The sequence below is a fragment of the Bacillus sp. V26 genome, from assembly GCF_034296245.1.
Taxonomy (GTDB): domain Bacteria; phylum Bacillota; class Bacilli; order Bacillales; family Bacillaceae; genus Bacillus; species Bacillus halotolerans.
Genome location: NZ_JAXKQF010000001.1, coordinates 342,328 through 368,212, shown reverse-complemented (window position 1 = coordinate 368,212; position 25,885 = coordinate 342,328). Strand labels below are relative to the sequence as shown.

27 protein-coding genes and 1 other RNA gene are annotated in these 25,885 nt (G+C 44.5%); 5 read left to right on the top strand and 23 right to left on the bottom strand.

Translation table 11 applies throughout. The features are described 5' to 3' along the window. Window positions 1-27: 27 nt before the first annotated feature. From UJ203_RS01915 to UJ203_RS01855, 13 genes are all read right to left on the bottom strand, one after another. A complete protein-coding gene (locus UJ203_RS01915; RefSeq protein ID WP_105953518.1) occupies window positions 28-735 on the bottom strand; it encodes a YrrS family protein in 708 nt (235 codons plus the stop codon). Window positions 736-799: 64 nt separating this feature from the next. Continuing rightward, a complete protein-coding gene (locus UJ203_RS01910; RefSeq protein WP_227597901.1) occupies window positions 800-2,554 on the bottom strand; it encodes a peptidoglycan D,D-transpeptidase FtsI family protein in 1,755 nt (584 codons plus the stop codon). A gap of 53 nt (window positions 2,555-2,607) precedes the next feature. Then, window positions 2,608-3,081 carry a transcription elongation factor GreA gene (greA, locus tag UJ203_RS01905; RefSeq protein WP_010335099.1) on the bottom strand — a complete coding sequence of 158 codons (474 nt, stop codon included), beginning with the start codon at window positions 3,079-3,081 and terminating at the stop codon, window positions 2,608-2,610. A gap of 248 nt (window positions 3,082-3,329) precedes the next feature. Continuing rightward, window positions 3,330-3,965 (bottom strand): uridine kinase, encoded by a 636-nt coding sequence (udk, locus tag UJ203_RS01900; protein ID WP_010335100.1) that lies wholly within the window; start codon window positions 3,963-3,965, stop codon window positions 3,330-3,332. Between the two features lie 6 nt (window positions 3,966-3,971). Continuing rightward, window positions 3,972-5,240 (bottom strand): peptidase U32 family protein, encoded by a 1,269-nt coding sequence (locus UJ203_RS01895; protein WP_044154332.1) that lies wholly within the window; start codon window positions 5,238-5,240, stop codon window positions 3,972-3,974. An 18-nt stretch (window positions 5,241-5,258) separates the two neighbouring features. Then, window positions 5,259-6,188, bottom strand: a complete 930-nt coding sequence (locus UJ203_RS01890) for a peptidase U32 family protein (RefSeq protein WP_044154330.1) — start codon at window positions 6,186-6,188, stop codon at window positions 5,259-5,261. A gap of 5 nt (window positions 6,189-6,193) precedes the next feature. Continuing rightward, window positions 6,194-6,847, bottom strand: a complete 654-nt coding sequence (locus UJ203_RS01885) for an O-methyltransferase (protein ID WP_322008487.1) — start codon at window positions 6,845-6,847, stop codon at window positions 6,194-6,196. A gap of 151 nt (window positions 6,848-6,998) precedes the next feature. Next, window positions 6,999-8,081, bottom strand: a complete 1,083-nt coding sequence (mltG, locus tag UJ203_RS01880; RefSeq protein ID WP_105990309.1) for an endolytic transglycosylase MltG — start codon at window positions 8,079-8,081, stop codon at window positions 6,999-7,001. A 126-nt stretch (window positions 8,082-8,207) separates the two neighbouring features. Next, window positions 8,208-8,489, bottom strand: a complete 282-nt coding sequence (locus UJ203_RS01875) for a DUF1292 domain-containing protein (RefSeq protein ID WP_105953513.1) — start codon at window positions 8,487-8,489, stop codon at window positions 8,208-8,210. A gap of 17 nt (window positions 8,490-8,506) precedes the next feature. Continuing rightward, window positions 8,507-8,923 carry a Holliday junction resolvase RuvX gene (gene ruvX, locus UJ203_RS01870; protein WP_024122301.1) on the bottom strand — a complete coding sequence of 139 codons (417 nt, stop codon included), beginning with the start codon at window positions 8,921-8,923 and terminating at the stop codon, window positions 8,507-8,509. A 7-nt stretch (window positions 8,924-8,930) separates the two neighbouring features. Beyond that, window positions 8,931-9,197 (bottom strand): IreB family regulatory phosphoprotein, encoded by a 267-nt coding sequence (locus tag UJ203_RS01865; RefSeq protein ID WP_003225903.1) that lies wholly within the window; start codon window positions 9,195-9,197, stop codon window positions 8,931-8,933. A gap of 84 nt (window positions 9,198-9,281) precedes the next feature. Then, window positions 9,282-11,918, bottom strand: a complete 2,637-nt coding sequence (alaS, locus tag UJ203_RS01860) for an alanine--tRNA ligase (protein WP_202853642.1) — start codon at window positions 11,916-11,918, stop codon at window positions 9,282-9,284. Window positions 11,919-12,250: 332 nt separating this feature from the next. Then, on the bottom strand, window positions 12,251-13,312 hold the full coding sequence (locus tag UJ203_RS01855; RefSeq protein WP_024122303.1) for an AI-2E family transporter: 1,062 nt from the start codon (window positions 13,310-13,312) through the stop codon (window positions 12,251-12,253). Window positions 13,313-13,534: 222 nt separating this feature from the next. Between UJ203_RS01855 and UJ203_RS01850 the strand changes: the two genes are divergently transcribed. The 4 genes from UJ203_RS01850 to UJ203_RS01835 all read left to right on the top strand — a co-directional run bounded on the left by UJ203_RS01850 (window position 13,535) and on the right by UJ203_RS01835 (window position 16,494). Beyond that, the gene (locus tag UJ203_RS01850) at window positions 13,535-14,263 is read left to right on the top strand and encodes an amino acid ABC transporter ATP-binding protein (RefSeq protein ID WP_024122304.1); all 729 of its coding nucleotides are present in this window, start codon (window positions 13,535-13,537) and stop codon (window positions 14,261-14,263) included. Between the two features lie 22 nt (window positions 14,264-14,285). Next, the gene (locus UJ203_RS01845; protein ID WP_305934516.1) at window positions 14,286-15,107 is read left to right on the top strand and encodes a transporter substrate-binding domain-containing protein; all 822 of its coding nucleotides are present in this window, start codon (window positions 14,286-14,288) and stop codon (window positions 15,105-15,107) included. A gap of 63 nt (window positions 15,108-15,170) precedes the next feature. Next, window positions 15,171-15,809, top strand: coding sequence for an amino acid ABC transporter permease (locus tag UJ203_RS01840; RefSeq protein WP_322008486.1), 639 nt, complete (start codon window positions 15,171-15,173; stop codon window positions 15,807-15,809). Window positions 15,810-15,837: 28 nt separating this feature from the next. After that, on the top strand, window positions 15,838-16,494 hold the full coding sequence (locus UJ203_RS01835; RefSeq protein WP_322008485.1) for an amino acid ABC transporter permease: 657 nt from the start codon (window positions 15,838-15,840) through the stop codon (window positions 16,492-16,494). A gap of 33 nt (window positions 16,495-16,527) precedes the next feature. Here UJ203_RS01835 and UJ203_RS01830 read toward each other — a convergent pair whose 3' ends face one another. The 8 genes from UJ203_RS01830 to cymR form a co-directional block, all read right to left on the bottom strand. Continuing rightward, a complete protein-coding gene (locus tag UJ203_RS01830; RefSeq protein ID WP_024122308.1) occupies window positions 16,528-16,659 on the bottom strand; it encodes a YrzQ family protein in 132 nt (43 codons plus the stop codon). 21 nt (window positions 16,660-16,680) lie between these two features. Next, window positions 16,681-16,872, bottom strand: a complete 192-nt coding sequence (locus UJ203_RS01825) for a hypothetical protein (RefSeq protein ID WP_010335110.1) — start codon at window positions 16,870-16,872, stop codon at window positions 16,681-16,683. 11 nt (window positions 16,873-16,883) lie between these two features. Further along, window positions 16,884-17,348 carry a PRC-barrel domain-containing protein gene (locus UJ203_RS01820; protein WP_095714637.1) on the bottom strand — a complete coding sequence of 155 codons (465 nt, stop codon included), beginning with the start codon at window positions 17,346-17,348 and terminating at the stop codon, window positions 16,884-16,886. A 118-nt stretch (window positions 17,349-17,466) separates the two neighbouring features. After that, complete coding sequence (locus tag UJ203_RS01815) at window positions 17,467-19,863, bottom strand: ATP-dependent RecD-like DNA helicase (protein ID WP_322008484.1); 2,397 nt, start codon at window positions 19,861-19,863, stop codon at window positions 17,467-17,469. A 24-nt stretch (window positions 19,864-19,887) separates the two neighbouring features. Continuing rightward, a complete protein-coding gene (locus UJ203_RS01810) occupies window positions 19,888-20,508 on the bottom strand; it encodes a tetratricopeptide repeat protein (RefSeq protein ID WP_081638347.1) in 621 nt (206 codons plus the stop codon). Window positions 20,509-20,590: 82 nt separating this feature from the next. Next, window positions 20,591-21,706 carry a tRNA 2-thiouridine(34) synthase MnmA gene (gene mnmA, locus UJ203_RS01805; RefSeq protein WP_004398509.1) on the bottom strand — a complete coding sequence of 372 codons (1,116 nt, stop codon included), beginning with the start codon at window positions 21,704-21,706 and terminating at the stop codon, window positions 20,591-20,593. Window positions 21,707-21,734: 28 nt separating this feature from the next. After that, window positions 21,735-22,877, bottom strand: a complete 1,143-nt coding sequence (locus tag UJ203_RS01800; RefSeq protein ID WP_059293514.1) for a cysteine desulfurase family protein — start codon at window positions 22,875-22,877, stop codon at window positions 21,735-21,737. Window positions 22,878-22,896: 19 nt separating this feature from the next. Then, entirely contained in the window at window positions 22,897-23,313 is a 417-nt protein-coding gene (cymR, locus tag UJ203_RS01795) for a cysteine metabolism transcriptional regulator CymR (RefSeq protein WP_003225879.1), read from the bottom strand. A 201-nt stretch (window positions 23,314-23,514) separates the two neighbouring features. On the opposite strand from cymR, the gene UJ203_RS01790 reads away from it, so the two are divergent. Beyond that, window positions 23,515-24,780: a replication-associated recombination protein A gene (locus UJ203_RS01790; protein ID WP_248337283.1), complete on the top strand. Its 1,266-nt coding sequence runs from the start codon at window positions 23,515-23,517 to the stop codon at window positions 24,778-24,780. Between the two features lie 41 nt (window positions 24,781-24,821). Here the strand turns inward: UJ203_RS01790 and UJ203_RS01785 are convergent, their stop codons facing one another. Continuing rightward, window positions 24,822-25,586 (bottom strand): ThiF family adenylyltransferase, encoded by a 765-nt coding sequence (locus tag UJ203_RS01785; RefSeq protein ID WP_248337281.1) that lies wholly within the window; start codon window positions 25,584-25,586, stop codon window positions 24,822-24,824. A gap of 83 nt (window positions 25,587-25,669) precedes the next feature. Further along, window positions 25,670-25,862: non-coding RNA, 6S RNA (gene ssrS / locus UJ203_RS01780), on the bottom strand. Window positions 25,863-25,885: the final 23 nt, after the last annotated feature.

The window sequence follows — 25,885 nt, the reverse complement described above, 5'->3', positions numbered from 1 at the left end:
GCAGCCGAAAGATTCGGCTGCTTTTGTTTATTTTAATTTTTCTACTTTTGTCGGCTTCCAGCCTTTTTCATCAACCCATGTAATCGTTACTTGATATTTCTCTCCGCTCGTTTTATCTAAAATCTTACCTTTGGCATCCTGAGGGCTGCCGTTATTTCCGAGCCAGAGAACGGTCATGTTATCTGTTGAAACACCGGTTGCATATGATATGGCTTTCAGCATCTCAGCCCAGTCTTGTGAGCTTGAGTCATAAGTGGCAGCATGCTCGCCCTTCTGCTCAGTTCCGACTGCCTTCCAGTCAGGATTTTCATACGTTTTTTCCACATCACTTGATGAGCCGCCTTCTGTGACTTTTGCGTCTTTAAGCGGGTCATCTGAATTTGAGTTTGAGTCTGAATCAGAATCAGAGTCATCACTTTTAGAAGAATCATCTTTTTTGGAATCTGAATCTGAGTCAGAAGATTTCTCAGAATCCTTTTCGCTGTCAGATGTATCTTTCTTACTGTCTTTTATATCCTCATCCGATTTCTTTTCCGTCTTTCCTGAAGCCGGAGATTCCTGTTTTTGCGCCGTTTCAGAATCCTTGCTGACATCTTTGCTAGAAGGACTGTTAATGAAGAGATTGGCTGCTACTACAACAATTAGAATAGATACGATTGCGATTAAGATGTTAAGCACTAAATTAGCTTTCCTGCGCTTATCACGGTTTTCATAACGAGATTGATTATTGCTCAATAATTCTGCACTCCTTTATCCCTCTTGGCTCAGCATATATTTTACCATGTGCTGAGAAGTTGTTCTATTTCTGATTGATTTCAATTTCGTGTACTTTTTTAACAATATCATAAAACACCGAATTTGTCAGAGCCTTATCCCCCGGCGTATCCATGTGCAATACGACAAGCGCGTATTTCGGCTTATCCGCGGGAAAATACCCGGCAAACCATTTTTCATAAAGCGTTTCTTTATCTTTTGAAAGCTTGCCTGTCTGGGCGGTGCCTGATTTCCCTGCTACAGTATACGAAAGATCCTGAAACCTTCTGCCCGTTCCGGAAGGAGATTCCACCACCTGCCGCAGCATTTTTTGAAGCTGCTGTGCCGTATATTTGTCTATTGTTTCTCCTTTAATCTTCTGATCTTTAAACTTGACGAGCGTTGTGCCGTTTTTGTATTCAATCTGCTCTGCGATTTTCACCTGTCGCTTTTCACCGCCGCGGGCGATTGTCGCCATCATATTAGCTACCTCAAGCGGCGTTACCTTTACATTTTTCTGCCCGATCGCTGTTTGCGCAATTGCTTTTTTGACTGATTTGTCTTTTTCATCCCCCCAAATCACGCCGCTTTTTTCATTATAGAATTGGCGGAAATCTGACTCGTGGTACAGTTTTCCTTCCCAGCCTGCCCGATCTGTAAGGGACAGCTTTTCTGACATGTCTTCAATGACGGAATGGTCTTTCTTCATTAATTGTTCGGCAAGACTTGTAAACGTGTAATTGCAGCTTTGTGCGAAACTTTCTTCAAAGGACAGGGTTCCTTTATCGTCTCCCGGTTCGCCGTACAGGTTTAAATTACAATTAAAGGTTTGACTCGGCTTTACCGCGTTATGCTCAATCGCAGCTGCCGCTATCACAGTTTTAAAAACGGAGCCGGGGTAGATTGGCGTCAGCATGTAATTTTGAAGCGTGTTTTGTCTGGACACATCGGCATCCGGTTTGCTTACGATGCCCAACACACTGCTCTTTTCGATGTCCAGCAGCACCGCTCCTCCTTTTTTCAGCCCCTGATCATCTAGTATGCCTTCTATCGCTTTTTGAATGCTTTGATCAATCGTTGTTTTGACTTGGAGCGGATAAAATGAGTTGGCCTCAGCTGTATATTTGACGTCCATGCCGAACAAAGGGTTTCCTTTTCCGTCCACATGATACAAAAGCTTCGTGTCCTGTTCCGGAAGCAAAAACTCATCAAATGTCCGTTCTAAACCAGTTGTGCCGATTTTCGTTTTAATCGGCAGGTTTTCCTTTTCAGGATACTTATTGCGGAGAAGCGCCGGATCTTGATTGGTTGTGCCTATCGTATGCGAGGCAAGACTGGGCTTGTCTTCATTCTCCATATATACGCCGTAAATGCCAGGATATTTCAAAGAATTGATTTTTGTGATAGATTCCTTCGAAAGTGTTTTGATTTTCTTTTGATGTAAAATAACTGGTTTTTTCGATTTTGCAAGAGTCTGATGCAAATCATCTTCAGACATGCCGAGAATCTCTGCGACTTTTTTAATCGGCCAGTCCTGCGTTAACAGAAAAGGGAACAAGACAACCGCAGGCTCGCTTGTCCCAGTCAGCGCTTGGCCGTTTCGATCTAAAAACGCTCCTCTGCCGTCAGAAATGAGCACTTCCTCCGTTCTCTGATTAACACTTTCCTGTATTAAATTAATTTTCTTTTTCGAAAATGATTCTGTGAAAAACAGCTGGATTTCCGCGAGCCTCAGCAAAAGCAGAAAAAACACGATTAAAAAAGCCAGGACAGCCAGCTTCATTCGTTTCGATAACTTCATAAAAAAACACCTCACCCACATTGTGGACGAGGTGTTTCTTTGCTAAACGGATATTATGAAATTTTCACAATTTTCACGAGCATTTCTCCGCCCGGTGTCTGAACTGTGACTTCATCATCTACTTTTTTGCCAAGCAGGCTTTTAGCGATCGGCGAGTCGTTTGAAATTTTCCCTTCAAACGGATCAGCTTCAGCGCTGCCGACGATTGTATAAGATTCTTCATCACCATCAGGCAGTTCGACGAAAGTGACGGTTTTACCTAAACCGACAACGTTAGAGCCGCCGTCATCTTCAATGATTTTCGCATTGCGGATCATATTCTCAAGAGTCGTTACACGGCCCTCTACGAATGCCTGCTCTTCTTTCGCTGAGTCGTATTCAGAGTTTTCGGAAAGATCCCCGAAACTTCTCGCGATTTTGATGCGCTCTACTACTTCTTTTCGTTTAACCGTTTTCAAATATTCTAATTCTTGTTCAAGTTTTTGTTTTCCTTCTACAGTCATAGGAAAAACTTTCTCTTGTGCCATGTCCCTTCACTCCTTCTGGTTGTCCCTCAACATCTTCGATTATGTATGAGAGCATAAACTAAAATACAAGAATGAGAACACAGGGCAGTCCTCGTTCTTCTCTCCCATATTGGTACTGTTTATCTTAAACTGAATCTTGTGGTTCTGCAAATATTTCGCGTTTATAAACAGGGAAAGAAGGGAATTTACACATCCCCTTCCTGCCTATACATAATATGGTCAGAGTTATTTATGTCTATGCTATGGTATTACAAAATCGCGTTTTGTTCAAGAATGGTTTGAATTTTTGTGACCATCAGATCAATTGCAACGTGATTTTGTCCGCCTTCCGGGATAATAATATCAGCGTATCGCTTTGTCGGCTCAACGAATTGATTGTGCATCGGGCGGACAACAGACACATATTGTTCAATGACAGAATCAATAGAGCGTCCGCGCTCATTAATATCTCTCATAATCCGTCTGATAATGCGCAAGTCTGCGTCTGTGTCAACGTAAAGCTTGATATCCATCAGGTCGCGCAGCCTTTTATCTTCAAGAACAAGAATGCCTTCAAGAATAATCACGTCTTTCGGCTCTACGTGAACCGTTTCTTCTGACCGTGTGTGAAGCTTATAATCGTAAATCGGCTTTTCAATCGGACGGTAATTCAATAGGTCTTGAATATGCTCGATTAAATAGTCATTATCAAACGCAAGCGGATGATCATAGTTTGTATTCAGCCTTTCTTCAAATGGAAGATGGCTTTGGTCTTTATAATAGAGGTCTTGCTGGATCATTAAAATCGAGTGCCCTTTGAATTGTTCATAAATTGAACGTGTTACACTCGTTTTTCCTGAACCGGAACCTCCTGCGATTCCAATGACTACTGGACTCTTACCCATGGGTGATTACTTCCCCTTTCTCATCATGTTGCTCGGATAAATCTTTTTGTCTAATTTGAATTTGACAATTTGCAGGGGATGGCGGGCAGCGTCTAGCTCATTTCCGTCTTCGTCCCAAATGGTTTCAATCGTATGTGTAAAGTTTTCGATTTCCGGACCGAAAAATTCTACTTCGTCACCTTTTTTGAAGAAATTGCGCTGCTGAAGAGTGACCATTTGTGTATCCTCATCATAATTCAGCACTAAGCCGACAAAATCAAATGTTGTTTTTTTGCCGTGTTCGCCAAACATTTGCTCTTCATAGCCTGGTGTTCCTTCGAAGAAAGCTGTCGCAGTGTCACGGTTGGCGCATTTATCAAGCTCTTCCAGCCATTCTTTTTGAATCACAAAGTTATCGGGATCAGCGCAATAAGCGTCAATCACTTTACGATATACGCTGACAACTGTCGCTACGTAGTGAATGGATTTCATCCGTCCTTCAATCTTTAAGCTGTCGATGCCCATTTCAATCATTTTCGGAATCGACTCAATCAGCTTCAAGTCTTTCGGACTCATTGCAAACGGAGCGTCTTCTTCACTGTATAAAGCAACGGCATTGGCACCGTCGGTTTGATATAAATCATAATCCCAGCGGCATGACTGGCAGCAGCCTCCGCGGTTGGAATCGCGGGCTGTCATGTGATTGCTCAAGACACAGCGGCCGGAGTATGCAATACACATCGCACCGTGAATAAAGGATTCGATTTCGATATCTACTTTTTCTTTCATTTCTCTGATTTCGAGCGCGCTTGTCTCACGGGCTAACACCACACGGTCAAGCCCTTCTTCCTTCCAGAACTGAACAGCCTTCCAGTTGGAGAGAGATTGCTGCGTGCTCAAGTGAACCTCAACATGAGGCGCTACTCTGCGGCAGGTTTCGATAATAAGCGGATCTGCCACAATGATGCCGGCAACATTGGCGTCACCGAGAGCTTTTAAATAATCTTCAAGCCCGTCAATATTCTCATTATGGGCAAAAATATTTGTCGTGACGTAAATTTTCGCGCCGTATTTTTTCGCAAATTCCACGCCCTCTGCGATTTCTTCAATCGTAAAATTATCCGCATTCGAACGAAGCCCGTATTCCTGTCCTCCGATAAAGACGGCGTCCGCTCCGTAATGTACAGCAATTTTCAGCTTTTCAAGATTCCCCGCAGGCGCGAGAAGCTCTGGCTTTTTCGTAATCACACGCTTACCATCAACTATTTTAGAAATCTTATCATTTACGGCAGTCATAGCGTAACCTCCTTTTCATTAATAAACCGTTTCTTTAAAGAAGAACCCGGTATCTATTTTTCTGTTTACTGGCTGAATGTTTTCAATACGTTCGATCCAGTCTTCTTTTTTCGCTTCGTAATCGTCACGGTTTTCCGCACACAGATCAATCGCTTCTCTGTACATGCTGGTGACTTCCACTAAGTATTCAGATGATTTCAGCACACCGTCGATTTTGAAAGAATCGACTCCCGCATCTATCAGCTCTTCAAGTTCATCAATGATGCAAACATCGTTCGGGCTCATGATATGTGTGCCGTTCTCATCTTCGAAAATCGGATATTTATTATGGCGTTCCTTATCATGCAGGAACATGCCGGATTCTTTTTTCTTTCTTTCAATGTCCATGACTTTGCCTTGGTATTCGAAATAGTTTCCGATCAAGGAACGCTTCGACTGGAACATGCAGGTCATTCCATGCACCTGGACTTCAATTTCAACTTCTGCATTTTCTTTGATCTCAACAATGCTGTCCATATTTAATTCTCTGGCAAGCACAGATCGAGCTGCGCCTTTACGTCCCCAGTAGTTGCATGTATAATAGTTGGTTCCTGTCGTTTCTGTGCTCCAATGAAGCTTCAGATCCGGCGCTGATTCACGTGCAGCCATAAGAACGGCAGGATCGCCGAATACAGCCGCATCAACGCCCGTTTCCGCTAAGAAAGCGAGATAATCGCCAAGTTCTCCCACTTTATCGTTATGAAAAATTCCATTTACGGCAACGTATACTTTTGCTCCTTCGTTATGGGCAATGTCTACCGCTTTCGTTACATCCTCACGGGAAAATTCCCCCGCTAATCTCAGACCGTATCTCTGTTCCCCAACTAAAAACGCAGTTGCCCCCGCCTGAATCAGCGGCAAAATGTCTGCCGTACTTGTCGGTGTGACTAAGAGCTCTGGTTTTTTCATGACGTTCACCTCTTCTTTTTACTGATCGCAAGCCCGTCCCCAACAGGGATAATCGCAGTTTGATAATCAGGATGATTCATCAGCCAATGATTATACTCATCGATTTTTGATACCAGCCTGCGCCTTCTTTTTGGTTCTATTTTGCTGTAATCCTCTGCCACCAGACCTTTAAACAGCACGTTGTCTGTTAAAATCACCCCGTCTGGCGAAAGCATCGGTTCATATAAGTGAAAAAAGTTTTGATATTGACCTTTAGCAGCATCAATGAAAATCACATCATATGGCGCTGTGACATGAACGGCTTCTGCTAATTCGTGCGCGTCCCCGTAAAACACATGGATTCGGTCATCAAGCTGAAAATCCTTTATGTTGTTAACAGCTTCCTCATGGCGTGTCTCATTGCGTTCAATCGTATATATTTCTGCAGACGGCAGTGCCAGCGCCATTCGAATGGCCGAGTAACCGATAGCCGTTCCGATCTCCAGTATTTTCTTCGCCTGTTTGACAGACAAAATTTGGATCAGCACTTCTATGCCCGCTTTTTCCATAATCGGAACATGATGTTCTTCCGCATATGCTTCCAGTTTCCTCACGTTATCCGGCTGAGGCTTCAATAATGCTTCTATATAGTCATTTATTTGTTCATAGCGGTCTGTCACAACAAACAGCCTCCCGTTCTAAAAAGGAGTGCCCCAGTCTTTGACACAGGACACTCTCTGAGCACAACTTGTATACGTTAGTAAACAACCCGATATATTTTATCATAAAACCTTGCGGAATGCGAATAAAAGGAGAGCTTTTGCTCTCCTTTTATTTCTGATTTTTTGCCGAAATATATTTTTCTTTTGCTTTATTATGTTCTTTTAATGTTTTCGTAAATACGACCTCACCGTTTGATTTTGCTAAAAAGTACAGATAGTCCGTTTTATCCGGATGAAGCGCCGCTTCCCATGACGACATTCCGGCATTGGCAATCGGTCCTGGCGGCAGACCGGTGTTTTTATACGTATTGTACGGCGAATCGATTTCAAGGTCTTTATAAAGCACCCGGTCTTTATGCTTTCCAGCCGCGTACAAGACGGTCGGATCGGTCTGAAGCGGCATCTTCTTTTTCAGCCTGTTATAAAAGACGCTGGAAATTTTATGGCGATCGGCTTTTTCAGTCGCTTCCTCTTCGATCAAAGAAGCCATCGTCAGCAGCTTATGCACAGAAAGCTTTTCTTTCTTCATTTCTGTTTTGTATGTCTTCACATAAGAATCTGTCTGTTTCATCATCTCAGTTATGATGTTCTCAAGCGATGTATCCGGATCGTTGAATGGATATGTAGCCGGGAATAGGTATCCTTCCAGCGGATGCTTTATATTTTTCTGAAAAACATCGTTTGTAACGGTGTCCGGAAATTCCTTTTTCAGCTGATTGATAAACGTTTTATCGTCCAGCTTTGCCATGACCTGTTTTTTTGAGTATTTCGTTTCCTCCGCAATGGCGTCGGCGATCTGTGTCAGCTGTTTCCCCTCAGGGACCGTGATTTGAAAGGCGTAGTTTGTTGCTCCGCTTGTCAGCTTCTTGATAATGGCATCCAGATCCATTCCTTTGTTCAGATGGTAGTACCCGGCTTGGAATCCGGAAGCTTTTTTATATTTCACATAGTACTGAAATGCCTTTTCACTTTTTATGACATTGTTTTCCTTCAAAATCGATGCGATCGCAGATACAGACGATCCGCTCGGAATGTTAATATTAACTGTCGTTTTATTGTTTTTTTCAACAGGTTCCAGCAGTGATTTCCCATATAAAAATGCTCCGCCTATGATGAGAAGCAGCACAATAATGGAAGACAGTACAATTCTTTTTTTATTTAAAAATGATTTTTTTTGCTGATTAATATACATAAGGTCTCCTCCCATCAGCTTTTATACTACATGATTCATGCTGTTTCGGCAATTTATTACAAAAAAAGGTCTCTTTATAAGCAAAAAAAAGCCGGAGCAGTATAGGCTCCGGCTTTTGGCGCGGTTTTACTCTTCGTCTTCTTCCGCTAAAAACGTGTTTAATGTCTCTTCGATCATATCCCATTCTTCATCGGTTTCGATCGGGAATAGTTCGCCGTCTTCACCATCTTCGTTTGGCGTAAAGCTGGAAGCAAGAATTTCTACTTCTTCATCATTCTTTGTTTCAATTGGGTAGTACAACACATAAGATTTGCCAAACTCTTCGTTTTCAAATGTAAACAGCACTTCGCAAAGCTGTTCATTTCCTTGTTCGTCAACAATTGTAATATTTTTTTCGCCGTGTTCCATTATATTCACCTCTGGCTTTAATTTAAGCTGTCAAGATATCCTTGCAGAATCATAACAGCCGCCATTTTATCAATGACTTTTTTTCGTTTCTGCCTGCTGACATCAGCGGCAATCAGCATTTTTTCAGCCGCCATTGTGGTAAGACGCTCGTCCCACAGCACAACAGGAACATTGTACGTGGTTTCAAGCACTTTCGCAAATGTTTGGCTGGCTTCACCTCTCGGGCCGACTGTTCCATTCATGTTTTTAGGAAAGCCGAGCACGATCTTATCTATAGTATAGTCTTTTGTCAGTTCAGATAAACGGGGTAATCCGTAATCGCCCTCTGCTTCATTTATCTTTATGGTCTCAATGCCTTGAGCAGTCCAGCCCATTTCATCGCTCAGAGCAACACCGAGTGTTTTGGTTCCTAAATCGAGCCCTAATATTCTCATTGTTTATTTACGCCTCTTTATGCTGTTCTAAATAAGACTTCACCAATTCCTCGATTAATTCGTCTCTTTCAAGTTTGCGAATTAAATTGCGAGCGTCACGATGCCTAGGAATATAAGCGGGATCACCTGACAGCAAGTATCCGACAATCTGATTGATTGGATTGTAGCCCTTTTCCTGAAGCGCGTCATACACAGTAATCAGCACCTCATTTACGTTAGTCTCGGCAGAATCATCGGAGAAATTAAATTTCATCGTTTTATCAAACGAGCTCACCGTTTTGCACCTCTTTCCCAAATTCGCAGGCAAAGTTCAGCCTGGGGTCCTAATCTTACCATCATTCTACACTACATGGGCAAATTATAAAACGGATTTCACCCAATCTTCTACAGAAGCCAATGCTTCTTCTAATTTTTCCGGCTGTTTGCCGCCTGCCTGTGCCATGTCCGGACGGCCTCCGCCGCCTCCGCCGCAAACTTCTGCGGCTTGTTTGACAAGCTTGCCGGCATGAAGGCCTTTCTCAATCAGATCCTTTGTAACACCTGCAGAAATATTGACTTTATCATTTTGCACAGCGCCAAGCACGATGACCGCAGAGCCGATTTTTGCTTTCAGTTCATCAACCATTGTGCGGAGATGGTTCATGTCTTTGGCGTTTACCTTTTCCGCAAGCACGCTGACACCATCAACTTCTTTTACTTTTGATAGAATCGCGCCTGCTTCAACGTTGCCGAGTTTCGCCAGAAGAGATTCATTTTCTCTTTGCGCTTCCTTCAGCTCAGCCTGCAGCGCAGCAACGCGCTTCGGCACTTCTTTGATATTTGTTTTCAGTTCGTCGGCAGTCTGCTTCAAAACTGAGATCTGGCTGTTCATTTCCACGTAAGCGCCTTGTCCTGTTACAGCTTCAATCCGTCTAGTGCCCGCTCCGATTCCAGACTCAGATACGATTTTAAACAAGCCGATTTCCGCTGTGTTGCTGACATGGCATCCGCCGCAAAGCTCAAGGCTGTAATCTCCGACTTGAACAACCCTTACAATATCACCGTATTTTTCTCCGAACAGAGCCATAGCTCCCATTTCTTTTGCTTCAGCGATCGGTTTCAGATCAATGCTGACCGGAATGCTTGCCCAAATCTTTTCGTTTACAATGACTTCAATTCGTTCGAGCTCTTCTTTTGTCACTTGTCCGAAGTGTGAGAAGTCAAAACGAAGGCGGTTTTCATTCACAAGAGAGCCCGCCTGATTGACGTGCGTTCCAAGAACATCCTTCAAGGCCTGGTGCAATAAGTGCGTTGCCGTATGGTTTTTAATCACGCCGCTTCTCATATGATCTTCAACCTCAGCTGTTACATGCATGCCTTTTTGAACGGTTCCGCTCTCGACAACACCTTCATGCACATGCTGGCCGTTCGGCGCTTTTTGCACATCTTTCACTTTTACCACTGCCTGCTCGCTGCGCAAAAAGCCTTTATCGCCGATTTGACCGCCGCTTTCCGCATAGAAAGGTGTTTCGTCAAGAATGATCTGTACAGTTTCGCCTTCATGTGCTTCTTCAATTAACTGGCCGTCTTGCAGAAGCACAATCACATTGGCATCAGCCTTTGTTTGAGAGTAGCCGACAAATGTGCTTTCTTCTGTTACGTCGCGTAATGCGCCGCCCTGCACCTGCATGCTGCCGACATCCTGACGTGCATTTCTGGCCCGCTCGCGCTGCTGGTTCATTTCTTCTTCAAAGCCTTTATGGTCAACTGTCATGTTCTCGTCTTCCGCATATTCTTCAGTCAGTTCAACCGGGAATCCGTAGGTGTCGTAAAGTTTAAAGACATCCGCACCTGAAATGACGCTGCTGCCCTTATCTTTTTCCTTTTTGATCATTTCTGACAAGATGGCAAGCCCTTCATTCAATGTTTCGTGGAAGCGTTCTTCCTCCGTTTTTATGACCTTTGAGATGAATTCTTCCTTCTCTTTTACTTCAGGGTAGAAAGCAGCCATGATCTCAGCAACAACCGGCACAAGATCGTACATGAACGGACGGTTGATGTTGATCGTTTTGGCATAACGCACAGCGCGGCGCAATAAACGTCTTAATACATAGCCGCGTCCTTCATTAGACGGAAGCGCCCCGTCACTGACAGCAAAAGCAACCGTTCTGATGTGGTCGGCGATGACTTTAAATGCAGTGTCTTTTACATGGTCTTGGCCGTATGCTTCACCGGAAATCGTTTCTGTCGCTTTGATGATTGGGACAAACAAATCAGTATCGAAGTTTGTCGGGACATTCTGGATGACAGATACCATTCTTTCAAGTCCCATGCCTGTATCAATGTTTTTCTTCGGAAGCGGTGTATAGGTGCCGTCCGGGTTATGGTTGAACTCAGAGAATACAAGGTTCCATACTTCAAGGTAACGGTCATTTTCTCCCCCAGGATAAAGCTCTGGATCATCTGGATCGTTCCCATACGCTTCACCGCGGTCGTAGAAAATTTCTGTGTTCGGTCCACTCGGCCCTTCGCCGATGTCCCAGAAGTTCCCTTCCAGGCGAATAATTCTTTCTTCCGGAATACCAATTTTTTTCGCCCAAAACTCATATGCTTCTTCATCTTCGGGATGAACCGTCACAGAAAGAAGCTCTTCATCAAAACCAATCCACTTGTCACTCGTTAAAAACTCCCAAGCCCATGTGATCGCTTCTTCTTTAAAATAATCGCCGATGGAAAAGTTTCCGAGCATTTCAAAGAATGTGTGATGGCGCGCGGTTTTACCCACATTTTCAATATCGTTTGTTCTGATTGCTTTTTGAGCGTTTACGATTCTTGGATTTTCCGGCACAACGCGGCCGTCAAAATATTTTTTCAGCGTCGCAACACCGCTGTTGATCCAAAGCAGTGAAGGATCTTCATGAGGCACTAATGACGCGCTCGGCTCTACAGCATGTCCTTTTTCTTTAAAGAAATCCAAAAACATTTGACGCACTTCAGCAGAAGTTAAGTGTTTCATTGTATTTCCTCCTCTATAAAAATCGAAATTCTCTTCAGTGACAGCAAAAAAGCCCTCCCCCTATGCAAACACACGTTTACACAGGGACGAGAGCTGTCTCGCGGTACCACCCTGATTACGGGCCTTATGATTCGCCCGTCACCTTTCATCCAATAACGCAGGATGTGCGGCAGCGATTAACTGCACTCAGGATTAGCTTCCTCCGATCTTCTGATAAAGCTCCTTTCAGCTTGCGGAGCTTCTCTCTTTAACAGGGCTTCGGCGTACTCAGATCCGTCACTCGAGATTCGTATGTATTCTACGAGAAATTATAGACAAGCGGCACGCCAATGTCAATGCTCCGTCCGCATCCGCAGAAAATGGATCATCATTACTTTTAAAACAGCCGCAGCAGGCACTGCCAGTATCATGCCGACAATCCCCGCCAGCTCTCCTCCGGCAAGAAGCGCAAGCATAATCACTACCGGGTGCATCTTGAGGCTTCTGCCGACAATAAACGGACTGAGGACATTTCCTTCCAAAAATTGAAGTACAAACACCGTAATGACAACGACAAGGACGGCCTTCACAGAAATCGTCATCGCAATCAAAAGCGCAGGAACAGCGCCGATAAAGGGACCGAAGTACGGGATGACATTCGTAATACCCGAGATAAGACCCAGTATCAGCGGATACGGAAGGCCAAATATCCAAAATGTAATACCGGCTACAGCTCCAAGAATCAAGCAGACGAGCAGCTGGCCGCGAATGTAATCACCGAGAGAATCATCTACATCAAGCAAAAAAGCGCTGCCCCGCTTCCTCCACGACTTCGGCGTCAAATACCACACCGTTTTTTTCATCAATTCGATGTCCTTGACCATATAAAACACGAGAAAAGGAATCGTTGCCGCAATTAAGAAATAGTCGAGCACTTTACGGATTCCGCTAATTGCCCCTTCGATTGTGCCGGCGAAAAACGCCTCTGTCTGCCTAATCATTTTGTCTATGCGCTGATGCATGCCGTCCGGCCAGTCATCTGTATGGTTATGCACATGGAGAAGGAGCCCATTGTACGTCTCGGCAAACATAGGTATATTTTCTGACAGATCCGTCAGCTGCACGATTAGAACAGGCACACCTTTATATAATGCCCAGCCCAGTCCGCCAAAAAAAAGGACGTAAATCACCAAAATGCTTAAAGTCCTTGGCAGACCTTTGTCATGAAGCCACTCAGTGACCGGAAGTAATAAATAAGAAATGAAAATAGAAATGATCAAGGGAATAAAGATCGATTTTATGACGAGCCACAGGGGAGACCATAACATATCTAGCATACAAAAGACATAGACTGTTAACAGGACCAATAAACAAATGGCCACCCATAACAAAAGCTGCACCGGTTTCTGGAGCATCTGCTTTCACCTCTTCTATATCTTTTGAGGATTATAGGGAATTATTCTCTTATGTTTTCTTTCCACCGACAAATGGAATGGATATTTTCCTGCGTTAAATTTTCAGAAAAGTTTGACCCTTCCGCACTAAGGTATGCATCATATCGTGTTGTTACTTTCCTCAAACTTGTAAGTTAGTTACATTTACACATAATTATTGAAGTTTCTGTTAGGAGGATTGCGATGATCTCATTTCAAAATGTAAACAAGCATTACGGAGATTTTCATGTGCTAAAGCAGATTAACCTGCAAATCGAAAAAGGTGAAGTCGTCGTCATTATCGGCCCATCCGGTTCCGGAAAAAGCACTTTGCTCAGATGCATCAACAGGCTGGAGACGATTAACGAAGGAACACTTACCGTAAACGGCACAGTTATTAATGACAGAAAAACTGACATTAATAACGTACGGCGAAATATCGGAATGGTGTTTCAGCACTTTCATTTATATCCTCATAAAACCGTGCTGCAAAATATTATGCTGGCGCCCGTAAAAGTACTCGGACAATCCGCTGAACAAGCAAAGGAAACTGCGCTGTATTACCTTGAAAAAGTCGGGATCCCTGAGAAAGCTAACGCCTATCCTTCCCAGCTTTCCGGCGGGCAGCAGCAGCGTGTGGCTATTGCCCGGGGACTGGCGATGAAGCCGGAGGTCATGCTGTTTGACGAGCCGACATCGGCGCTCGATCCGGAAATGATCGGTGAAGTGCTTGATGTGATGAAGAACCTCGCCAAAGAAGGCATGACAATGGTTGTCGTGACGCATGAAATGGGGTTTGCGAGAGAAGTGGCGGATCGTATTGTCTTTATTGATGAAGGTAACATTCTGGAGGAAGCAGCACCGGCTGAGTTTTACGCAAACCCGAAGGAAGAACGGGCACGCCTATTCTTGAGCCGTATTTTAAATCATTAAAAAGAGAAATGGGGGAGTTTGTATGAAAAAGATTTTATCGTTAGCATTGATTTCTTTAATCGCTGTTGCCATGCTTGCTGCATGCGGAAGCAAGGGGTCAAACGGAGAAAGCGCAAAGAATAGCAAAAAAGATACATTAGCTGCCATTAAAGATCAAGACAAAATTGTTTTCGGTGTTAAAACCGACACCAGGCTGTTCGGCCTGAAAAACCCAAGCTCAGGTGATATCGAGGGATTTGACATCGACATTGCCAAACAAATCGCTAAAGATATTTTAGGGGACGAAAGCAAAGCTGAATTTAAAGAAGTCACATCAAAAACAAGGATTCCGATGCTTCAAAACGGAGATATCGACGCCATTGTCGCAACGATGACGATCACTGATGAACGAAAAAAGGAAGTTGACTTTTCCGATGTCTATTTTGAAGCAGGCCAATCACTTCTCGTGAAAAAAGGCAGCAAGATCAAAAGTATTGAGGACCTTGGCAAAGGATCGAAAGTTCTCGCTGTAAAAGGCTCCACTTCCTCTCAAAACATACGCGAAAAGGCACCTGATGCGAGTGTATTAGAGTTCGAAAACTACACCGAAGCCTTTACAGCGCTGAAATCCGGTCAAGGTGATGCTCTCACAACGGATAATGCCATTTTATACGGAATGGCTGACGAGAATAAAAATTATCAATTAACAGGAGAACCATTCACGGATGAGCCATATGGAATTGCCGTAAAAAAAGGACAATCGCCTCTCGCAAAAGAAATTAACGCTTCTCTCGAAAAGATGAAATCGGACGGTAGATATGACGAGATTTATAAAAAATGGATTAAAGAAGAACCAGCTGAATAACGAACATCCCGGGGTGAGCAGGCGATGCTCATCCCGATTTTATAAGGAGAGTGAATAAAGCATATGAATGTGTCTATTCTATTCGATAACTTCGACATGTATATGGACGGTTTTTATCACACGCTGCTCGCAAGCCTGATCGCGCTGGCCGGCAGCTTTGCGCTTGGCGTTCTTGTCGCGGTGATGAGAATAACAGTATATAAGCCCTTGCAATGGCTCGGGACGGCTTATGTTGAATTTATCCGCAATATCCCTTTGCTTTTGATCACATTTGTCTTTTACTTTGGACTTCCAAATGCGGGTCTGAGGCTGGATGGATTCCAAGCGGGTACAGTTGCGCTCACAATTTATACGTCTGCTTTTATCGCAGAAGCCATCAGAGCCGGCATCCAGTCTGTTTCAAAAGGGCAAATGGAAGCAGCAAGATCGTCAGGCTTTACCTACAGCCAGGCAATGGTATATATCATTTTGCCCCAGGCGATCAAAATTGTGATCCCCCCCTTGGGCAATCAATTTTTAAACTTGGTCAAAAACTCGTCTATTCTCGGGGTTGTTGCCGGATTGGATCTCATGTATCAAGCGGATTTGGTGTCATCAAGCACGCTCGTCGTTTTTGATGTCTATATCTTTGTGGCACTCTTTTACTTAGTGCTGACGATACCGCTTAGTATCGGTGTTAACTATTTGGAAAAACGGCTGTAAAGAAGCTATTGATAAGGAGTGAAAACCATTGGATTTCATCGGAGCTTATTCATCTGAACATTTAGCTTTTTTATGGGACGGCTTTCTCGTCACACTGTACGTTGCATTTATTTCTATCATTCTGAGCTTTATTTTTGGGTTGATCGCAGGTACTCTCCGCTATGCGAAAATCCCTATTCTTTCTCAACTGATTGCCGTTCTCGTTGAAACGATCAGAAATCTCCCCTTATTATTAATTATTTTCTTTACATTTTTCGCCCTGCCGGAAATCGGGATCAAACTTGAAATTACAGCTGCCGCTATTACAGCCTTAACAATATTTGAATCCGCCATGCTTTCTGAAATCATACGGAGCGGCCTGAATTCAGTTGACAAAGGGCAAATTGAGGCGGCGCGTTCCTCCGGTCTTAGCTATACACAGACACTTTTCTCTATTGTGATGCCTCAGGCGCTTCGCCGGATGGTTCCGCCGATTGTAAGCCAGTTTATTTCTTTATTAAAGGATACATCGCTAGCTGTTGTGATTGCCCTGCCTGAGCTTATTCATAACGCGCAGATTTTAAACGGGCAAAGCGCTGACGGCAGTTATTTTTTCCCGATTTTTCTGCTGGCGGCATTGATGTATTTTGCAGTCAATTACAGTCTTTCACTTGCAGCCAGACGCCTAGAGGCACACCAGACATAAAAAGGATACTCTAAAGAGAGTATCCTTCATTCCTTAAAACATCTTCATCATTCTTTTTCTCATCCGCTTCATGCTTCGGTTATTCAGCATGTCAGATTGAGTTGCCATTCGGTACACGAGAGCCCCGGCTCCCAGCGCCAAAAGAGAAGTCATTGTCCGATTCATCCTGCGCATCTCCTTTCGTTATTAAAAATTGATGCTGCGTTCATCCTCAGAAAACAAATCATCCAGGCTGCTTAGCGTTCCGTCTTCTTCCACTTGATGAGTTTCAATCTTCCCTTTGACCACTGTCAGCTCAATGAAACAGCCCCAGCAATAATATTGGTTCACGCCGATTTTCCCGATATCCTTACTTTTGCAGTTCGGGCATATAAGCATATCTCACACCTCTATCCGTTCAGAACGATCTCGTCTTTCCGCACCTCTACAAGCGAATCCGCTCTTTGGATCTGGCGTTTGCACCCCGCTAAGTCAGAAAAGAAACCGTCCGAGAGTTCATATGCTACGATTATGCCCTTGTCCAAACAAAAGTATACATCTTCCAGCATCCCCAAAATATCACCCTCTTGCGATTTCACGAGCTTCATTTTCATCTGCTCATATGTGAAGCATGATTTCGGAAGAGGCAAAAGCTGTTCTGAATTGACTGCGGCCAATATCCGGTCATGAAGAATGCAACTGATATCACATGCTCGTAAAAGCGCATGATGGTTATGAAAAAGACGTTTTTGTTCAAGAATAAACCCGAGACAATTTCCTTCAAGAGAAAAACAAATATCAGAAATCGTCCCAAGATAAAAAGAAGTTTGTTCTGAATATACAGGAAATCCTTCTACCTCATGGCATGTTCTCAAAGTGTGATCAACCACCTTTTGTTGAACAGGCTTAGGTTTTGCTTTTCACCTTTGACACATACGATGAAATCACTTCCACCCCCAATGAAAAAAGCTCCCGCAAACACGGGAGCCCTTTTTACAGCTGTTCTTCTTTCATAAAATCGAATGGCGTAATGCCTTCCATTCCGATATTTGCGTCGTGCACGCTGAACGGGAGCTCTTTTTGCAAAGCCGCAAGCTCAGCATCCATTTCAGCCGCCTGCACTGACAGCCTGTTTTTTAATGAGGTCTGTCTGACAGTCGCGTCATTATTTTTCACGCCCCACTCCAGCGCTTCCTCTTCCCCGCATAAAATGAGAAATTTCTTCGCCCTCGTGATGGCGGTATATAGAAGGTTTCTTCTGAGCATTCTATAGTAGCCCTTCACTACAGGAAGAACCACGATCGGAAATTCACTGCCCTGCGATTTATGAATAGAGCAGCAATACGCATGAGTAAACTGACTGAAGTCTTTTTTCGTAAATGTCATTTCATTGCCGTCAAAAGAGACAACAGCCATGTCTTCTTTTTCTGTATTTTCCTTCGCGTAGAAAATTGAAGTGATTTCTCCAATATCGCCGTTAAACACATTGTTTTCCGGCTGATTGACAAGCTGCAAAATTTTATCCCCGGTTCTATAGACAACGTCACCGAACTTAATTTCCCTCCGCTTTTCTTTTGGAGGGTTTAAAATATCCTGCAGCATCACATTCAGCTCATTGATTCCGGCTTTCCCTCTGTACATTGGGGCGAGGACCTGTATATCTTTTGCCGTATATCCTTTTTTCAATGCATTCGCGACAACCTTCTCAACCACTTCTTTAATTTGTGAACCACCGCAGCGAATAAAGGAACGATCCTTTGTCGGGGCCGTCAGGTTGTTCGGAAGCAGCCCGTTTTTCATCTCGTGGGCAAGCTCGACAATCGACGATCCTTCCGCTTGCCGGTAGATGTCTGTCAGTCTTACGGTCGGAATCACCTGGGATGCCAAAAGGTCTCTGAGCACTTGACCGGGTCCGACGGAAGGCAGCTGGTCTTCGTCTCCGACAATGATGATTTGAATATGGTCAGGGATCGCTTTGAACAAATGATTCGCAAGCCATATATCAAGCATACTCGCTTCATCGATAATCAAAAGCTTCCCTTCAATCGGCTGGTCCTCTGTATGAGTAAATCCTTCCGCGCCATTCCAGCCGAGCAGCCGGTGTATCGTAACCGCCGGAAGACCCGTTGACTCACTCATTCGTTTCGCCGCTCTACCTGTAGGCGCGGCCAGCACAATCGGAAAGGCTTCATCTTTTTTATAATCCGACGGATCAAGCGAAGCACCGTGGAGTTCTCCATACAATTCCACAATGCCTCTGATGACCGTTGTTTTACCGGTACCCGGCCCTCCCGTTAAAAGAAGCATCGGTGACGACAGAGCTTTTTGTATCGCTTCCTTCTGACTCGGCGCGTACTGAACATTCATACGCTCTTCCAATTCCCCTAAAGCCAGAAGGAATTCTGATTCAGGAAACTGGTCGTCATATTCGGTTTGGCTTGCGATCTGTTTCACACGCTTTGCAACATTTTGTTCAGCGAAAAACAGCGACGGAAAGTAACATCGTTCATCTTCAATGACAATATCCTTATTCTCTCCAAGCGCAATCATTGCATTAGCGGCATCCATTTCTGTAATGCGCTGTCCATCTGCCGCTGACTGATTTAACAGCGTTTGGGTTTCGATAATCAGCTGCTTCGTTTCTATGTACGTATGCCCTTCTGAAAGGCATGTCGTTTCAAGCGTGTACAAAATAGCCGCTTTTATCCGCTCAGGATGATTCCCTGAGAGCCCCATTCTTCCGCCAAGCTCATCTGCTTTTCCAAAGCCGATGCCTTCCACGTCTCTCACAAGCTGATAAGGGTTTTCCTGAATTTTCTCCAGCGTCTCGGATTCATAGGCCTGATAGATTTTCATAGACAGCTGAGGGCCGAACCCAAATTGATTCAGAGAAATCATAATTTGCTCCAGTCCCTGATGCCGCTGCAAAGCACCGGCAAGGGTGTCAGCCTTCTTTTTTGACAGTCTGGGAACATCATAAAGGACTGAAGAATCAGCCAAAATTTTATTAATCGCACTGTCACCCAGTTTTTTCACAATCTCTTCAGCGGTTTTTTTACCGATTCCTTCAAACAGATCGCTCGACAAATACTGAATGACGCCTTCTTTTGTTGTCGGGATCTCCTTTTTGAAATGCTCAGCTTGAAATTGCAGTCCGAACTTTGGGTGAGTAACGGTTTTTCCGTAAAACGTGTAGGTCTCTTCTTCTTGAAGCGCAGGGAAGTAGCCCGTCACGGATACGACTTTATCTTCAATAGCTTCGGAGGTCTCTGTGACTTTCACTTTCAGAACCGTATATAAATTGGCGTCATTGTGATAAATGACGGTGTTTACTGTCCCTTTTAAAAAGGGCTCCTCCTCCATTTTCAGCTGATCCGGGTGCTGCTGCACGAGCCGTCCCTCCTCCTGAGCTTTTTATGATGGGTCGATCAGTTTTTTTGCATGAAGCGCCAGCATATGATCGGGCTGGATTTCGATAGCCTTGTCCAGCATTTCAAGCGCTTTTTCACGATTTTCTTTATAAGCATAAGCGACACCGGAATTATAAAACGCATCCGCGTGCCCTGGGTCTTGCTCTGTTACAGCTTCGAATTGGCTGAGTGCTTCGTCCAGCATGCCTTCGTTCGCTAAGCACATCCCGAATTGGAAACGCGCTTCTGCATCGTTTTCATTCAGCTCGACGGCTCTTTGTAAATATGGCAGAGCGAGCTTAGGCTGCTCAAGCTTTACGAGAACGGTTCCAAGCATGTAGAAAAGATCACCGTTCTCCATTCCGGCACGCAGCGCTTTTTCAAACATGTCTTTCGCTTCTTTGTACATTTCTTTTACAACATAGACATTTCCTGCTCCATAATAAGCAGTGGCTGCCCCGCTGTCTAAGTCAAGCGCTTTTTCATAAAACGCAAGTGCCCGTTCCAGTTCATTTACTGATGAAAGCAGGTTAGCAAAGTTAATATACGGAATTGCGTCTTCTTTGTTCTCTTCAATCGCTTTTGTAAAAGCCTCTGCCGCTTTTTCGTAATCGCCTTCCTGCATTGCCTCTATACCAGCTTGATTGTAGTCCACATACATCTTCCTTTCATTAAAAAACCCCAACTCGCTGTTGAGGTTTTTCATTTTATACATACCACAATTTTGTTCCGTCTTTATATACGTCATCGATGGTTCCGCCGCCAAGGCATTCTTCGCCATCATAAAAGACAACGGCTTGTCCCGGTGTGACAGCACGGACCTGTTCGTCGAAGATAACCTCCGCTTCGCCTTCCCCAGTCATTCGAACCGTGACTTTATGGTCTTCTTGACGGTAACGGAATTTGGCCGTGCAGGAAATCTCTTCGCCCTTCATGATATCCGAACGAACCCAGCTGATATTGGTTGCTGTGATTTTATCGGAGTAAAGGAGCGGGTTGTGGAACCCTTGATCCACGTAAAGGATGTTCTTTTCAAGATCTTTACCGACCGCAAACCACGGCTCGCCGCTTCCGCCGATGCCAAGGCCGTGACGCTGTCCGATCGTGTAGTACATTAACCCGTCATGGCGTCCTTTTACTTCGCCGTCCATCGTCATCATATCGCCCGGCTGTGCAGGGAGATATTGGCTGAGAAACGTTTTGAAGTTGCGTTCGCCGATAAAACAGATGCCTGTACTGTCTTTTTTCGTTGCCGTTGCAAGTTCTGCTTCTTTGGCAATTTCACGCACACGGCTTTTTTGAAGCTCGCCGATCGGGAACATGACTTTGCTTAGCGTATCTTCTGTCAGCTGATTCAAGAAGTACGTTTGATCTTTGTTTTCATCAATGCCGCGCAGCATTCTGACTTTGCCGCCGCTTCTGTCGACCCTTGCATAGTGGCCAGTCGCTAAATAGTCGGCGCCAAGTGACAGGGCATGCTCCAAAAATGCCTTGAATTTAATTTCTTTGTTGCACAGCACATCCGGGTTTGGTGTTCTGCCTGCTTTATATTCATCGAGGAAGTATTGAAATACCTTCTCGTAATATTGCTTTTCAAAATTAACGGCATAGTACGGAATTCCGATTTGATTGCAGACGCGGATGACATCTTCATAATCTTCCGTTGCCGTACAAAAACCATTTTCGTCCGTATCATCCCAGTTTTTCATAAAGATTCCGATCACGTCATAGCCCTGTTCTTTTAAGAGCAGAGCCGCCACAGATGAGTCTACTCCGCCGGACATGCCGACAACGACTCTTGTATCCTCCGGCCGTTTTTCCATTTCATTCACTCCAATAATTAAGTCCGCCTTATTGTGTCAGCCGCTTTACAACGGCAGCCACATGTTCGGCAGCGGTTTTCACTTGCTCAGCCGTATTGCCGAGACCGAAGCTGATTCGAATTGAGGACGTCAGCCGGTCGCTCTCTTCACCGAACATGGCAGTCAGAACGTGTGACGGCAGGACTGAACCAGCGGTGCACGCTGATCCGCTGGAAACCGCGACTCCCGCCATATCAAGATTTACCAGCAGGGCCTCCACAGATACACCGGGAAAATAAAGGTTCATGACATGCGGAAGGCTATGCTCTTGATCTCCATTGATCTCGAATGCCACACCGGCATCCTTAAGGGTGCCGGCAATGATTGTTTTAAACGATTGATACTTCTCGTTTTTTTCGTCCCGTTCTTCGCCCGACAGCTTGACCGCTTCTTTCAGCCCGACAATTCCCGGAACATTTTCTGTTCCGGCACGGCGTTTTCTTTCTTGCTCTCCTCCGAATAACAGCGGAGAAAGCTTTACATCCTTACTTGCATATAAAAAGCCTGTCCCTTTTGGCCCGTTGAGCTTGTGCCCAGAAACAGACAGAAGGTCAATATGGCTGCTTTTCACATCAATTGGAAAAAATCCGAATGCCTGAACAGCATCGGTATGAAAATAAGCCTTATGTTCCTTCAGCAGCTGGCCGATTTCATCGATTGGCTGCACAGTTCCGACTTCGTTATTTCCATACATCACTGTCACAAGGATTGTATCATCACGGAGTGCTTCTTTCACCTGATTTGCACTGACTCTGCCGTTTTCATCAACATCCAGATACGTCACTTCAAATCCGTCTTCCTCCAGTTTTTCACATGTGTGAAGCACGGCGTGATGCTCAATTTTTGTCGTGATGATATGTTTTCCCTGATCTTTTCTGGCAAGCGCAGTTCCCATTATCGCTAAATTATCGGCTTCCGTTCCCCCGCTAGTGAAAATAATTTCCTGTTCTGCCGCACCAATTTCAGCTGCAATCTGCGCTCTTGCTTCGTCCACCCATTTCCGTGATTCCCTTCCAAATGAATGAATGCTGGATGGATTGCCGAAATTTCCGGAGAAATGCGGTATCATTTTCTCCAGCACGCGATCATCCATCGGAGACGTTGCGGCGTGATCCAAATAAATCCGTTCCATTTTGTTTTACACCTCTGATCTAAATATAGAACATATAAGCTTCTTGCTCTCCATCTGTGTAGCTGGCAAGGTCCTCTAATGTTGTGCTGTCTAACACTTCTTTAACGGCATCCCGTATGCGGATCCACAGCTCCCGCTTGGCAGGCTCCTCGTCTTCGAGCACTTCCACAGGGCTGATCGGACCTTCAAGCACGCGGATGATGTCTCCAGCTGTAATGGCATCCGGCTCACTGCCTAATACGTATCCGCCGTATGCGCCTCTGATGCTTTTGACTAAGCCGGCATTTCTGAGCGGTGATACCAGCTGCTCTAAATAATGCTCTGACAAATTATTCGTCTGTGCGATGCTTTTTAATGAAGTCGGGCCTTCACCATGCTTTTTCGCGAGCTCGATCATAATGGTGAGACCGTATCTTCCTTTAGTTGATATTTTCAACATGAACACCTCTGTTATTTCATGATTTTCCACATATATAATGGTAATTTCTATATAATTCGTCCGTTTATTAAATAATAGACCAACTGCTATTATAGCATACCTTCTGTGAATTTTCATGGAAGCCGGCGGAAACGGGGCTTCCCCCTTTTCTAATTTCCGGTTTTCCGTTACCCTGTAATTAAGTAAGGAGAGATGATGATGAAGCCATTGGCATATCGGATGCGTCCGACGAAAATAGAGGATATTATCGGCCAGCAGCATCTGGTGGCTGAAGATAAAATTATCGGCAGAATGGTTCAGGCAAAACATTTGTCATCCATGATTTTGTACGGGCCGCCCGGAATTGGAAAAACCTCAATCGCAACAGCAATCGCCGGTTCAACAAGTATTGCTTTCCGCAAGCTGAATGCCGTTATTAACAATAAAAAGGATATGGAGATCGTAGCCCAAGAAGCCAAAATGTCCGGCCAGGTCATTTTGATTTTGGATGAAGTCCACAGACTCGATAAAGGAAAACAGGATTTTCTTTTGCCTTATTTAGAAAATGGCATGATTATTTTAATCGGCGCCACTACAGCTAACCCATATCACGCCATAAATCCGGCCATCAGAAGCCGAACGCAGATTTTTGAGCTAGAGCCATTAACACCTGAATTGATTAAACAGGCATTAGAGCGATCTCTTCATGATGAGCATCGGGGGCTTGGCACATATTCCGTTTCAATTGATGACCAGGCGATGGAGCATTTTGCCCACGGATGCGGAGGAGATGTCCGTTCCGCTTTAAATGCGCTTGAGCTTGCCGTATTGTCAACGAAGGAGTCTGCGGATGGCGTGATCCACATCACATTAGAGACTGCGGAAGAATGCCTGCAAAAGAAGAGTTTTTCTCACGATAAAGACGGTGATGCGCATTATGACGTCTTGTCCGCTTTTCAAAAATCGATCCGCGGCTCTGATGCCAACGCCGCTCTTCACTATTTGGCCAGATTAATTGAAGCGGGTGACTTGGAAAGCATCGCCAGAAGACTCTTGGTTATCGCCTATGAGGATATCGGCTTAGCCAGCCCGCAGGCCGGACCGAGAGTGCTGCATGCAGTTCAGACCGCCGAACGTATTGGCTTCCCTGAAGCGCGCATACCGCTGGCCAATGCGGTCATTGAGCTCTGTCTCTCGCCAAAATCCAATTCAGCTATTTTAGCAATCGATGAAGCGCTCGCGGACATCAGAGCAGGAAAAATCGGCGATGTCCCAAAACATTTAAAAGACGCGCATTATAAAGGCGCACAGGAACTTGGAAGAGGAATCGACTATAAATACCCTCATAATTACGAAAATGGATGGGTTGAACAGCAGTACCTCCCTGATCCTTTAAAGAACAAGCAATATTACAAACCGAAACAAACTGGTAAATTTGAATCTGCGTTAAAGCAAGTGTACGATAAATTAATAAAAAGAAAATAAAAAAACAGCCTTGAATATGCTTCAAGGCTGTTTTTTATTCATTATTTATCCTTCACGCGTTTGATTTCAATATCTTTCAAAAGATCCATGACAACATGACCGCCCATAATCAATCCCGCAACAGACGGCACAAAAGCATTAGAGGACGGCGGCATTTTGGCTTTGCGGATTTTCGCATCGTCATTTCCGACTTCTTTTCTGACGTCTTCCCGGATCACAATTGGGCTTTCATCGGAGAAAATCACTTGAACGCCCTTTTTGATGCCTTCTTTACGGAGTCTCGTACGAACCACCTTTGCAATCGGGTCAGTATGTGTTTTAGAAATATCTGCGATTTGGAAACGTGTCGGGTCTGTCTTGTTCGCCGCACCCATGCTGGAGATCAGCGGAATATCCCGTTTCAGACATTCTTTCATTAAATGGATTTTATAATGAATGGTGTCTGACGCATCAATTACGTAGTCAATGTTATACTCAAAGAATTGCTCATACGTTTCTTCCGTATAGAACATTTTTAACGAAATCACTTCACACTCAGGGTTAATGTCTGCAATACGCGCTTTCATTAACTCCACTTTCGGCTGACCGACAGTTGAAAGAAGAGCGTGAAGCTGACGGTTTACGTTTGTGATGTCCACATCATCCTTATCGACAAGCAGGATGCGTCCAACGCCTGAACGTGCAAGCGCCTCCGCTGCGAACGATCCGACGCCTCCAACTCCAAGCACAGCAACCGTGCTGTTTTTCAGCGTTTCAAGGCCTTCTTTTCCGATAGCTAATTCATTGCGTGAAAACTGGTGTAACAAGAACCTCACTCCACATTCGTAATCTGGTTTTCATATGATAAATGGCTATTACAGAAACAGCCGTTTTTTCTGCGCATAAAAAATAAAGTCCCAATCGTGCCGTTGCAGCTTTCCTTTGTTTTGAACCCGCTCTCAGCAGGTGGGTGCCCTCTTTTAAATCTTGTAAGTCCTCTTTACCGAATGAAAAGAGGCATGTACGCCATTTAAAAATGCGGGCTCCCAAATCAAAAAAATGTTCGGTCAAAACTAGGTGTACAACTAACACATCAGGACTTTATTTAACTTGTCAAAATCATATC